The 12457-nt window shown below is 62.1% G+C and carries 8 protein-coding genes and 2 pseudogenes; 5 read left to right on the forward strand and 5 right to left on the reverse strand.

All coding sequences use genetic code 11. The annotated features are described in order from the left end of the window. Together AMM33_RS16870 and AMM33_RS16875 are read right to left on the reverse strand one after the other, a co-directional pair. The gene (locus tag AMM33_RS16870) at positions 1-1410 is read right to left on the reverse strand and encodes an MBOAT family O-acyltransferase (protein ID WP_090142448.1); all 1410 of its coding nucleotides are present in this window, start codon (positions 1408-1410) and stop codon (positions 1-3) included. A 10-nt stretch (positions 1411-1420) separates the two neighbouring features. Beyond that, complete coding sequence (locus tag AMM33_RS16875) at positions 1421-2149, reverse strand: lytic transglycosylase domain-containing protein (protein ID WP_090142449.1); 729 nt, start codon at positions 2147-2149, stop codon at positions 1421-1423. A 61-nt stretch (positions 2150-2210) separates the two neighbouring features. Here AMM33_RS16875 and mnmA point away from each other — a divergent pair, with 61 nt between their 5' ends. Further along, complete coding sequence (gene mnmA / locus AMM33_RS16880) at positions 2211-3356, forward strand: tRNA 2-thiouridine(34) synthase MnmA (protein ID WP_090142450.1); 1146 nt, start codon at positions 2211-2213, stop codon at positions 3354-3356. Position 3357: 1 nt separating this feature from the next. On the opposite strand, the pseudogene tcuB reads toward mnmA, so the two are convergent. The 3 genes and pseudogenes from tcuB to AMM33_RS16895 all read right to left on the reverse strand — a co-directional run. Then, a pseudogene (gene tcuB / locus AMM33_RS16885) lies at positions 3358-3900 on the reverse strand (tricarballylate utilization protein TcuB); the annotation flags it as partial. A 20-nt stretch (positions 3901-3920) separates the two neighbouring features. After that, positions 3921-4330 (reverse strand): annotated as a pseudogene (locus tag AMM33_RS16890) (LysR family transcriptional regulator); the annotation flags it as partial. 3 nt (positions 4331-4333) lie between these two features. Continuing rightward, complete coding sequence (locus tag AMM33_RS16895; RefSeq protein ID WP_090142451.1) at positions 4334-5668, reverse strand: DUF3422 family protein; 1335 nt, start codon at positions 5666-5668, stop codon at positions 4334-4336. A 174-nt stretch (positions 5669-5842) separates the two neighbouring features. Between AMM33_RS16895 and csm6 the strand changes: the two genes are divergently transcribed. The 4 genes from csm6 (at position 5843) to AMM33_RS16915 (ending at position 12411) form a co-directional block, all read left to right on the forward strand. Next, a complete protein-coding gene (gene csm6 / locus AMM33_RS16900; protein WP_090142452.1) occupies positions 5843-7006 on the forward strand; it encodes a CRISPR-associated ring nuclease Csm6 in 1164 nt (387 codons plus the stop codon). Between the two features lie 85 nt (positions 7007-7091). Beyond that, complete coding sequence (locus AMM33_RS16905) at positions 7092-8174, forward strand: RAMP superfamily CRISPR-associated protein (protein WP_090142453.1); 1083 nt, start codon at positions 7092-7094, stop codon at positions 8172-8174. A 5-nt stretch (positions 8175-8179) separates the two neighbouring features. Further along, on the forward strand, positions 8180-11248 hold the full coding sequence (cas10, locus tag AMM33_RS16910) for a type III-B CRISPR-associated protein Cas10/Cmr2 (RefSeq protein WP_090142454.1): 3069 nt from the start codon (positions 8180-8182) through the stop codon (positions 11246-11248). Further along, the gene (locus AMM33_RS16915) at positions 11245-12411 is read left to right on the forward strand and encodes a type III-B CRISPR module-associated protein Cmr3 (protein WP_090142455.1); all 1167 of its coding nucleotides are present in this window, start codon (positions 11245-11247) and stop codon (positions 12409-12411) included. Before cas10 ends, AMM33_RS16915 begins: the two co-directional genes overlap by 4 nt. The last annotated feature ends 46 nt before the right edge of the window (positions 12412-12457 follow it).

Below are 12457 nucleotides of genomic sequence, written 5' to 3' on the forward strand. Positions count from 1 at the left end.
TCAAAACCGGTAATAAATGAAGCCCGGCACCCCTTCAGGGCCCCAGTACAAAACGGCACACAACACAGCCGACAAACACACACATGCCGCCCAACGGCCCATGCGCTGCAACAAGCCTGTGAACCACGCTTCCAGGGCATGCGCCCAGGCGCTCAGGCCCAACACAGCGCAGGTCAGCAGCAACAAGGGCAGCCAGGGCGCAGGCTGGACTGAGCCGGCCAGCTCAGCCTGCTGGCCCGGGCTCAGCAGGCCCTGCAACATCTGCCCGGCCTGCGCCAGCGAATCGCTCCTGAAAAACACCCAGGCCAGGGTGACAAACAAGAAGGTCACAGCCTGCGCCGCAAAGCGTGGCCAGGGCTTCATGCCCAAGCGGCTGGCCAGATTGAGCGCCACCACGCCCAAGCCATGCATCAGACCCCAGACCACAAAGGTCCAGTTGGCGCCATGCCACAAGCCGCTGATGAACATGCCTGCCAGCACGTTCCACTGGGTACGCGCCCAGCCCCGGCGGTTACCACCCAAAGGAATGTAGATGTAGTCGCGGATGAAGCTCGACAAGGACACATGCCAGCGCGTCCAGAAATCCGACAGGTTGCGCGCCAGATAAGGCTGGCGAAAATTGACCGGCAAGGTGTAACCCAACAACAAAGCCAGTCCGGTCACGATCGAGGTGTAACCCGCGAAGTCCAGAAAGATCTGCAAGCTGTAGCCCAGCATGGCCGCCAGCAGCGAGGCACTGGCGTGCTGCTCGGGAAACCTGTAAACCGGGTCCACCACCTGCGCCGCCAGCCACGAAGCCAGCACCACCTTTTGCACCAGGCCCAAAGAGATCAGGTACAGCGCCCGCCAAGCTTGAACAGGGCGCCCCACCTGCGCGGCATCCACCTGGGCAAAGAAATTTTCAGCCCGCAAGATTGGGCCTGCAAACAAGGTGGGCCAAAAACTCAGAAACAGCAGAACGTCGGCCCAGGACCGGGCGGGCAAGGACTGGCGCCCCACCGACACCAAATAAGTGATGGCCTGGAAGGTGAAAAACGACACACCCACCGGTGCCACCACATCCAGGACCGGCAGCAAGGACTGAAAGCCCGTCCCTTCCAGCAGCGCCTGAAAAGACTCGCGCACAAATTCGTAATATTTGAGCGTCACCAAAAAACTGCCTGCCAACCACAGCCCCAAAGCCAAGGGCCTGTGGCGCGGGCGGGTGACCTGCATCCAGCGGCCCAAGGCCCAGACCACCGTGCTGTAGGCCAGCAGGACCACCGCAAAAAATGGCACCCAGCTCGCGTACAAGGCATAGGCCGACAGGATCAACAAGCCGCGCTGCCAGCGCCAGTGATCGGCCAAAGCCCAGTAAAGCGGAAAAAACAGCAGGCAGACCAGCGCAAACTCTGGTGACACAAAACTCATGGGGATCAACTCACTGAATGGGCACGTTCAAGCCAGCCGCCACCTGGTCCATGCGGGCTTGCTCGGCCAAGACCTTGGCCACATAACCGCCATCTTCAACCAAGGCATCGCCCCCCAGGTAAAACCTCAGCCCATCTTCCACCGAGCCCCCCTTGAGCTTGATGACATCCACCAACACCGCCACCCCCACACGCAAATTGGTGATAGGGTCAAAAGCGGCCAGCTTGCCGCCATAAGCTTCATAGCGTTTGGCGTGGATGCCGGTCACCACCTGCATCAAGCCTTGGGCCCCGGCATGACTTTGCACAAAGGGGTGGAAATTCGACTCGATGGCCATGACGGCCAAAATCAGATGTGGCTCCAGTTTGGATTTACTGGACAGGGCATAGGCTTCCGCCACCAAGGCGGCCAGGGGCTCAGGGGCCACCTTGTATTTACGGGCCAACCACTGCGCCACAGCAGCCTGTTTGGGCGGCAAATCTTGGATATTCACGGCTGTGGCGCGCTCGGCCGTGTTTTCAGGCAACCAGGACACCAACACCTGCCGGTCACGCAACCAATTGAACAACTCCATTTCGGCCACTTGAAGCCAATGCGGCTGCGCCCACAGGGCCATCACGCACGCAGACACCGTCAAGCCCACCATGGCCAAACCACTGTGGGTCACAAGGAACATGCCATGTGTGATGTCACTCAGGAATGTTCGGAAGTAGGGGCACCAGGTGCAGTGTTTGAGCATGAATTTTCAGTGATCGCGCATTATAAATTTTCACAATCGGCGCTCACAGGATAATCGAGCCATGTCTCATCTACCTCGTGTGGTCGTCGGTTTGTCCGGCGGCGTCGATTCCGCAGTCACCGCTCACCTGCTCAAGCAACAAGGCTATGAGGTGATCGGCATCTTCATGAAAAACTGGGAAGACGACGATGACAGCGAGTACTGCTCGTCCAACATCGACTTCGTCGATGCCGCCGCCGTCGCCGATGTGCTGGGCATCGAGATCGAGCATGTCAATTTTGCGGCCGATTACAAAGACCGCGTTTTTTCGGAGTTTGTGCGCGAATACCAGGCCGGGCGCACGCCCAACCCGGACATCCTGTGCAATGCCGAGATCAAGTTCAAGTCGTTTCTGGACCACGCCATGCGCCTGGGGGCCGAAAAGATCGCGACCGGCCACTACGCCCGTGTGCGCCTCAACGAAGCCACAGGCCGCCACGAGCTGCTCAAGGGCCTGGACCCGTCCAAGGACCAAAGCTACTTTTTGCACCGACTGAACCAGGCGCAGCTGTCCAAAACCTTGTTTCCGGTGGGCGAGTTGCACAAGACCGAGGTGCGCCGCATTGCCGAAGAGATTGGCCTGCCCAACGCCAAAAAGAAAGACTCCACAGGCATCTGCTTCATTGGCGAGCGGCCATTCCGCGAATTTTTGAACCGCTACATCAGCAAGGAACCCGGACCGATCAAGGACCCGTCAGGGCGCACCATTGGCAAACATGTGGGGCTGAGCTTTTACACCCTGGGCCAGCGCCAGGGCCTGGGCATTGGTGGCATCAAGGCCAAAGGCGCTCAAAAAGGTGCGGGCGAACACACCCCCTGGTTTGTGGCCCGCAAAGACATCCCGAACAACACCTTGTGGGTGGTGCAAGGCCACGACCACCCCTGGTTGCTGTCACCCCAGCTGCAGGCCACCGATGTGAGCTGGTGCGCAGGCCAGGCCCCTGCGCCAGGCGCTTATGCCGCCAAAACCCGCTACCGGCAAACCGATGCGCCCTGCCACCTGCAAGCGCTCAGCTTGCCCGATGGGTCCACAGGCTTTGAGTTGTCGTTCAGCGAACCCCAATGGGCGGTCACCCCCGGACAAAGCGCGGTGCTGTACGACGGCGAAGTGTGCCTGGGGGGTGGCGTGATCCACTCGGCCAGCGCCTGCCCCCCCAAGACGGACTGATTTATTCCCCGCCCAGCCCCAAGCGGTTAGGCTGGCGCTTTTCGATGGCAAAGCGCAGCAAAGCCGCCGTGCGGAAAACGCCGTGCGCAAACTTGCCATAAGGCAAGGTCAAGAACAAAGCCATCACCGCACCCAAGTGCACCGCCAGCATCAAAGGCATGGCCGCCGTGGCGCCCAACAGCCACAAGAGCAAACCCGTCACGCTGACCAGGAACAACAAAGCGATGAAGCCCCGATCCATGGGTTTTTGCGCCGCGTCGCCGTGGTCCGGGTGGCGGCGCAGGTTCAAGCGCCACAAACCAGCCGTGCCCACCGTGAGACTCAACCCGCCAATGACGCCCAGCAACTTGGGCAAAGTCGTTAAGTCATACGGCGCAGGCCAGCCCAAAACATAGTGGTACAGCGTGGCCACGCTGGTGGCGGCAAAGCACAGCACGAAGCCGTAAAAAGTCAGGTGGTGGTAGCGCCTGCGGGCATGCGTCCAGGCGTCGTCCTTGTTGTGGCAGCCCTCGCCGTGGCCACCGTCCAGGTACTTCAGGCGCAATGCTCAATGCGCGGCCGAGGCCGCGCATTGAGCATGGCCGACAAATGCCCCGACAGGCTCTCCACCATGTGCAGGCGCACATCCGGGTAACGCTCGCGCATGGCCTGCATCAAAGGCAAGCCCAGCACCGCCGCCGTGGTGGGGGCCAAGCCCACGCTCACCGTGCCCGTCAGGCGGGCCTGCTGGGCAGAGCGCACCGCCTGCTCGGCGTGGCGCAAAGTCAGCTGGGCTTCCCGAAAAAAACCACGCCCGCTTCGATGGGCGTGACGCCCTGGGGCGTGCGCTGCAACAGGCGAGTGCTCAATTGCCCCTCCAAGCGCGTGATCTGCTGGCTCAGCGCCGACTGCACCAGATCCAGCTCCAAAGCGGCGCGGCTGATGCTGCCGACCTCCACCACCTTCACGAAATAGCGCAGCTGCCGCAGCTCCATGGCTCAGTGCTCTGCTTGGTGCAACTTTTCGTGGATGCGCTGCACGGCTTTCCACACGCCCCAAAACACCACCGGCACCAAAACCCCCACGGCCACTTCGGGCTGAAACGGCATGCCCGCAGCCCTCAAGGCCTTGGCCACATACAGCAAAAGACTGACCACGTAATAAGAGATGGCCGCGATCGACAGCCCCTCCACCGTGCTTTGCAAACGCAGCTGCAAGGCCTGCCCGCGTGTGAGCTTTTCCAGCAGCTGCTGGTTTTGGGTCTCGGTGGCAATGTCCACCCGTGTGCGCAGCAAATCGCTGGCGCGAGACACGCGCTCTGACAAGGCTGACAGCCGCTGCGAGGTGGCCACCACCGTGGCCATGGCCGGTGACAAACGCCGTTGCATGAACTCGCCCACCGTCTGCGTGCCCTGCAAGGGGCGTTCGCGCAACTCGGCGATGCGCTCGGACACCAGCCGGTCATAAGCCCGCGTGGCTGAGAACCGGTAACCGTGTTCGGCCGTTGCCCGCTCCACACGCGCAGCCAGCCCCACCAAATCGTCCAGCAGTGACTGATCATCGTCTTGCTTGAGCTCCAGGCGCGCCGTGATGTCCGCCAGCTGCGCCTCGGCCTGCGCCAGCACGGGCGAGAGCTGTTTGGCCAAAGGCAAGCCTCGCAGCGCCATCAGGCGGTAGGTTTCCAGCTCCAAAACCCGCTGCGATATGCGACCCGCACGGCCTTCCAGCGTGTGGGCAGGGGCCAGCACCAGCATGCGCTCAAAACCATCTTCACCAATGCGGAAATGCGTCAGCAGACAAGAGTGCGATTGCCCCTCGCTGGTGTTGCCCATGCGCGAACCGATGATGACGCCCTCGCCCAGCCAGGCCTGCGCCTTGTCCAGCACATCAGCGTCTTGCATGCCCTCGGGCAACATGGCCAGCTGAATCGCGGCCACCGTCTGCCCCGGAATGTCCCGCAACCACGGCGTGCCCACCGCCACATGGGGCGCCAGCTCAGGCAGCGTGGCCCCCCACTGCGCGTGCGCGGGCAAGGCCTGCACGATGGAGTAGCGCGTGAATTCGGTGTGCCGCTCCCATTTGACCGTGAAGCCATCGCAGCGCAAGCGCAAAAAGTTGCCACTGAGCTTGTCCAAGGTCAAATCAGCATGACCGGGCAAGCTGCGCAAATGCTGCCACTCCTGCTCGCGGGAGATGCCACCGTTGAGCACCGCCACATACACAATCAGCGCGGGCAAACGCACCCGGGCCGGGGGACGTGCATGAATTTCGTTGTGCAGGGTACGGCGCTGGGCGTCGTCCAGCGGTAAGTAACGCGAGGTGATTTCGTTCATGGGTGTATTTTGGCGCAACAACGAAGGGCATTGCGCGGGTCAGCAACATGCCGAGGGCTGAAGTCGCCGACGAAAAACAAACACGCCTGACTTTTTTGGAACGTCCACCAAACCACCCAAGTTGGCAAGCTTGCCGATCCATCAAGTGGTTCCTGAATTGCGCATACTGACGCCATGAATGAACAAGCAACACCGACTGCCCCCATGCCAAGCCCGAAGACACTTCGCCGCATCCTCATATGCGTGACAGGCCTGTCTCCCCAAATCGTCACTGAAACGCTGTTTGCCCTGAGCGTGAGCCAGACACCCCGCTGGGTACCCGACGAAATCCGCCTCATCACCACGCAGCGTGGCGCAGACAACGCTCGCCTGACCCTGCTGTCTGACAACCCCGGCTGGTTCCACCGCCTGTGCCGCGACTGGCAACTGCCCCCCATTGCCTTTGACGCTTCGCACATAGAAGTGCTGCAAGACGCCCACGGCCAGCCGCTGGAAGACATCCGCGACGACCAAGACAACCAACGTGCTGCCGACGGCATTGCCGACCTGGTGCGCCGCATGACCGAAGACGAACACACAGAAATCCACGCCTCGATTGCAGGTGGGCGCAAAACCATGGGCTTTTTCATGGGCTATGCCATGAGCCTGTGGGGCCGCCCTCAAGACAGGCTCTCGCATGTGCTGGTCTCGGCCCCCTTCGAGTCACGCCCCGAATTTTTTTACCCCACGCCCAAACCGCACGTCATCCCTGCACGCGCGCCGGGCCAAGACCCCCTGGACGCCGGCACCGCCAAAGTCTGGCTGGGTGACATTCCCTTTGTGCGCCTGCGCGGCCTTTTGCCGACCAGCATCACCCAACAAAACAGTGGCTTTGCCCAAGCCGTGGCAGCCGCCAACCAAGCGCTGGACCAAATCGACCTTGAAATCGACATCGCCCAATCCTGCGTGCGCGTCAACCAGCAAAGCATCGCCCTGCCGCCCATGCAAATGGGTCTGATCAGCCTGCTGGCCTGGCGCTGCCAACAACAGCTACCGCCGCTGACCGCTCCACTCAAAGACATCAACGACCCCGAATGGAAAACCTTGGCACACCACGCGCTGCGTCAAGCCATGGGCGAGATGCACGTTCCAGACAAACTCGATGCCCGATTGAGCGACGACAAGCCCATCGGGGACACCTTCATCCAACAGCTTTCCAAAATGGAAAAAACGCTGCGTGACAGCGGCGCACTCCCCCTGAGCGGCCTGATTGAACGCACCAACATCGGCACCCGAAGCCGCCAACAAGGCTACAGCCTGAACCTGCAAGCCGAGCGCGTGCGCATCACCAAACCATGACCATGCATCGGCAAGCTTGCCGAACCCAAAAACACCAATTTATTGACTTATAGTCAATTGAATTAATTCAATAGTTTCCAAAAAAATGCAGACACGGCAACTCCAAATTCAGTTTCACACCCCCGCATTTCTGGGCGATGCCACCCAAAGCGGCCGCTGGCGCACCCCGCCCTTCAAAGCCCAGCTGCGCCAATGGTGGCGCGTGGCCTATGCGGCGCAGCAACAGTTCGCGGTCAACGTGCGCGACATGCGCGACATCGAAGGGCGTCTGTTTGGGCATGCTTGGCTGGAGAACGACAGTTTTGAGCGAGACGGCAAACGCGTCGCTACCACTGCACGCAAAAGCGAAGTTCGTCTTCGCCTGAATCACTGGTCTGAGGGGCAGCTGAAAAGTTGGGACAGGCTGGAAACTGGAACAGTGTTCCACCCGGAAGCTGAAAAGGTTCGCCACCAAGTAGGCCCCCACGCATACCTGGGATACGGACCACTGGATGGTCGAGGCGGCACCAAATTACAAGACAAGCAAGGCAAGGCCAATGCGGCCATTCAAGCCAATGAGCAAGCCCAACTGTCCATCGCTTTCCCGGACGAGCACGCTATAACACTGGACCAAGCTCTCCAGCTCATGAACCTGTACGGCACCGTGGGCGGACGTAGCCGCAACGGCTGGGGCTCTTACAGCCTGCATCGCACCGACGGCCAGACCATGCCCAACATCGAAACACCTGGCCAAGCCCTCGCCAAATGTCTGAGCGTGGACTGGCCTCATGCCTTGGGTACAGACAGCCAAGGTACGTTGATTTGGCAAACGCAGCCCCACAAGGACTGGGCTGGCCTGATGAAAACACTGGCCCAAATCAAGATCGCATTGCGAACCCAATTTGTGTTCACGACCGGCAAAACACAAAACCCTGAAGACCGCCATTGGCTGAGCTACCCCGTCACCAACCACACCGTCACCAGCTGGGGCAACAACGCCCGCCTGCCCAACAGCTTGCGCTTCAAAGTTCGCCCGATGGCTGATGGCCAGCTGGTCGGCGTCGTCTTCCACATACCGCACAAGCCGCCCGCTGAATTTGGCTCCAGCCCCCAAACCCTCGAACGCATCTGGCGTCAAGTCCACAGCCACCTGGACCAAACCGCCACCTTGAAACGCACCGCCGCCTGAACACCATGACCCACCCCACCACACCAGACAACGTCTGGCACACCAAAATTGCCGCCCGCATCCACGACCCAGCCGAAAAAGCGCTGGTGCTCATGCGCGACCCTGCGGGCCACGAAAACGGCACCTCGCTGGCGCTCAGCCGCCTCATGGGTCTGCGCAACTACAGCGAAACCGACGACGCCGATCAACGCACGCTCAGCGCCCTGCTGTTCAAAGCCAGCCTGCCCACGGGCATGTACAAAACCGTGCAGCGTGCCGACTGGTGGGCAGCTGCGGCAGACCGCCCGCAGTGGCCCATGCAAGCGCTGGACGTCACCACGAAGACGGGCCAAGAAGTCACCCTCAAAGTGGCGCCTGGCTCGCAAGTGCGTTTCAGCAGCCAGCCCGTGCTGATTCACCCGCTGACTGGCCAACAAATCGACCTGGGCCAGCTCAAAGACACCGAAGTGGCTGACATCAAAGAGCGCAGCCTGGACCACCACCTGGGCTTGCTCAAATCGCTGGGCATTCAGGGCGACCAGCCGCACGACATGCGCCGCACCCTGCTGGCCCTGTGGCGATTTGCCCCCGAGTTGAGCGAAGAGCAAGACAACGGCACTTTGGGTGCCCTGTGGCACCAACTGCCCGCCGACACCCGCGTCCCCGACCACAGCATCTGGGACCACCTGGACCTGACCAGTGCCTTTGCCGGAGCCTTTGCGGCCGACCCGCAACAAGAAGTCGCCTTGCTCACCGTCTCACTCGGCCCCGTGCAAAGCTTCATCGCCGCCGCACGCTCCACCAGCGACCTGTGGGCCGGTTCGCACCTGCTCTCGCGCCTGGCCTGGGAATGCATGCGCCCCCTGTGCGAAGCGCTCGGGCCAGACGCCGTGCTGTTTCCCCGCCTGCGCGGCATCCCGCAAGTGGACCTGTGGCTGCGCGACCAAATGCACCTGCCCGCAGACCTGTTCAAAGACTGCGAATGGCAAAAGGGTGCCACCGACGCCAACCCCCTGTTCAGCGCCGCCCTGCCCAACCGCTTTGTGGCCGTGGTGCCCGCATCGCAAGCGCAAGCCATCGCCCAGCAGTGCGAACAAGCCGTGCGCGAATGGCTGCAATCCACGGGCCAAGACGTGGTCAACCGCCTCCTCGACGCCGCAGGCCTGAACACCGGGGCCGAACAGCACTGCCACCAACAAATGCGCGAGCAACTCGCGGGCTTTCCTGAAGTGCATTGGGCCACCGTGCCGTTTTCGCTCATCCACCCGCGCAACGCCGACAAGCAAAACAACCTCGACACCACCCAGCTGAGTGCGGCCATGGCCCCGTTCTTTGGCGTGTCACCCGACCAGCCCAGCGGCTTTCTGTCCAGCCCCGCCTGGCAAGTGCTCAAAGACGACATGGCTTGGGACAATAAAACCACTTTCTGGTCACCCAACCCCGGCACGCTTTACCCGGCGGTGTTTGACTTGGCCGAACGCGCCTTGGCCGCCGCCAAAGCCTCGCGCACCTTTTCGCAACTGCCGCAACATGGCTGGCGCTGCTCCCTCACGGGCGAAAGCGAATGGCTCACCACCGACCCGGCGCAATTGCAAAAGTCTTACCGGCAGCAAAAAGACACGCTGTGGGCCAAAGTGCACCAAGCCAAAAAATCCTGGGCCAAAGCCGGTGAGCACCTGGGCGGCTTGTCGGCGCTCAAACGCCTGTGGCCTACCGTGTTTGCCGACCAAGTCAGCCAAGCCACGGGCAAAGCCTGCGGTCGATTTGTGGTCAGCACCCACACCATGGCGCTGGCCAGCCACTTAGAGCAATGGCTCGCTTCGGGTGCCCCCGCGCAACAAGATTTTTCTCAGGCCTGCAAAGACCTGGACCCTGAATCGGTGGCCCTGCCGCGCCGCCTCATGCGCCACGACCAGAACCACGTTGCCGACGCCAAAGTCTTGCCCGGCTTGCTCGAAGCCGCCCGCGACAGCGACGACGAAACGGCTTACGCCGAAACTCAAAAAGTCGTGCGCAACACCTTAGGGCTAGACAAACTCGAAACCTACTACAGCCTCATCATGATGGACGGCGACCGCATGGGCGCCATCCTGTCGGGCGACACCGCCACCCACACCGCCATCCCCTACCGCGACAGCTTTCACCCCAACGTGCAAAAAGGCTTTGACGCGCAAGCGGACCAACACAAAGCCCTCAAGGCCTACGGCGACCAGCCCCGTGCCATCAGCCCCAACCGGCACCTGGCCATCTCGGGCGCACTCAACGACTTCTCGCAAATCGTGGTGCGCCATGTGGTGGAACAAGAGCATCTGGGCCGCGTGATTTACGCCGGGGGTGACGACGTGCTGGCCATGCTGCCCACCGCCGACCTGCTCAACACCATGCAACGCCTGCGCCACGCCTACAGCGGCAGCGCCCCGCAAGACGCCCAAACCGACTGGGGCATGGTGCGCGACCGCCAAGGCGATGTGCGTGAGCAACTGGTGCTCAACAAAGGCTTTGCCTGGCTCAACGGCCGCCTCATGCGCATGATGGGCGAACACGCCACCGCGTCGACCGGCGCCATCGTGGCCCACCACCAAGCCCCGCTGGGTGCTGTATTGCAAGAACTGCGCGCCGCCGAAAAACGCGCCAAAAACGAGGGCGGCAGAAATGCTTTCTCCATCACCATCGTCAAACGCTCGGGCGGTGCGCTCTACCTGACCGAAAAATGGGGCGAACCCGTTGACCTGCTGCAAGACCTGATCGGCTTTTTGCGTGCTGATGGCACCTCCAGCCGCGCTGTGTTCAACAGCCTGGAATGGATGCGCGACCTGCCCGAACCCACGGACTCGGCCACAACCGAGATGCTGGCCAGTTTGTTGGCCTACCAACTCGACCGCCAAGCCAAAGGCAGCGCGAACGCACAAGCGCCCGAACTGGCTCAGCGCCTGGCCCAACTCTGCGCCGCACAAGTGCGCAGGCAAGAGCGCAAGGGCCTGAACTGGCTCGCCAACTTCATGGGCGTGGCCGAATTTTTGGCCCGTGAAACCCGCACAGGCTACACCACGGCCAACACCCACACCACCACCGAATCCACGGAAGCCAACGCATGAGCGCCGCCACCCCACACCACACCGAACACCGCTTCATTGAGCCACTCGACGTGCTCTTTTTGCGCGGCAACAAACTCTTTGGCGACCCCGGCAGCCACGGCGAATCGCTGGTGCCCCCATGGCCATCGGCCGCTGCGGGCGCATTGCGCAGCCACCTGCTGGCGCAAGACGGCACCGACCTGGCCGCCTTTGCCAAAGGGCACATCACCCACCCCAGCCTGGGCACACCCGCTGCGCCCGGCCCTTTTGCGCTCACCGCCTTCACGCTGGTGCGCCAGCTTGACGATGGCAGGCTGCAAACCCTGCACGCACTGCCCGCCGACCTGGTCGTGACCGACAAAGACGGTGACGCCAAACACATCCAAAGCCTGCGCCCCCAAGCGCCGCACACCGGCCTGCTCAACTCCAGCGGCTTTGCCCAAGTGCCCGTGCTGGCCGAAACCGAACGGCGCAAAGCCACCAGCGGCCTGTGGCTCAGCCAATCAGGTTGGCAACGCTACCTGAACGGCCAATTGCCCAACGCCGAACACGACCTCGTCAAAACCAGCGAGCTGTGGGCCATCGACTCGCGCGTGGGCATTGGCCTGAACGCCGACACCCGCAGCGCCGACGACGGCAAACTCTTCACCACCCAAGCCGTGGCTTTTAAACCCCGCGTGGGCTTTGTGGCCAGCGTGCGCGGTGCCACCTTGCCCGCACAAGGCAGCCTGCGCTTGGGCGGTGACGGCCGCGCCGCCAGCAGCCAAAGCGTGGACCACCAAGCCCCGCAGGCCGACCTGCACGCCATCGCCACCCAAGGCCGCTGCCGCGTCGTGCTGACCAGCCCCGGCTTGTTTGCCCAAGGCTGGCTGCCCAACGGCTTTCAACGCGAAGCCGACGGCTACCACTGGTTAAACCTGCACGACGTGCGCGCCCGCTTGGTCTGCGCCACCGTGCCGCGCTCAGAGACCATCTCGGGCTGGGACCTGGCGAACTGGCAACCCAAAGCCGCCCTGCGTGCCGCCCCCACCGGCAGCGTCTATTGGCTCGACCAATTACAAGCCAGCCCCGAAGCGCTCGGCAAGCTTGCCGACAGCGGCTTTTGGTCCGATGCCTGTGAAGATACGCACCGCCGCGCCGAAGGCTTCAACCGCTTTGCCTTTGCCGCCTACGACTGCATCTGACCGCCCAACACCTGCCACACCCGCAACACCCAACACCCTCATTTCA

Source organism: Limnohabitans sp. DM1 (genome assembly GCF_001269385.1).
Classification (GTDB): Bacteria; Pseudomonadota; Gammaproteobacteria; order Burkholderiales; family Burkholderiaceae_C; genus Limnohabitans_A.

Bases quoted from the DNA above. Each gene is read 5' to 3' on its own strand.
- AMM33_RS16870 (WP_090142448.1), bottom strand. From the start codon at position 1,410: ATGAGTTTTGTGTCACCAGAGTTTGCGCTGGTCTGCCTGCTGTTTTTT.
- csm6 (WP_090142452.1), top strand. From the start codon at position 5,843: ATGAATGAACAAGCAACACCGACTGCCCCCATGCCAAGCCCGAAGACA.
- AMM33_RS16895 (WP_090142451.1), bottom strand. From the start codon at position 5,668: ATGAACGAAATCACCTCGCGTTACTTACCGCTGGACGACGCCCAGCGC.
- AMM33_RS16915 (WP_090142455.1), top strand. From the start codon at position 11,245: ATGAGCGCCGCCACCCCACACCACACCGAACACCGCTTCATTGAGCCA.
- cas10 (WP_090142454.1), top strand. From the start codon at position 8,180: ATGACCCACCCCACCACACCAGACAACGTCTGGCACACCAAAATTGCC.
- AMM33_RS16875 (WP_090142449.1), bottom strand. From the start codon at position 2,149: ATGCTCAAACACTGCACCTGGTGCCCCTACTTCCGAACATTCCTGAGT.
- mnmA (WP_090142450.1), top strand. From the start codon at position 2,211: ATGTCTCATCTACCTCGTGTGGTCGTCGGTTTGTCCGGCGGCGTCGAT.
- AMM33_RS16905 (WP_090142453.1), top strand. From the start codon at position 7,092: ATGCAGACACGGCAACTCCAAATTCAGTTTCACACCCCCGCATTTCTG.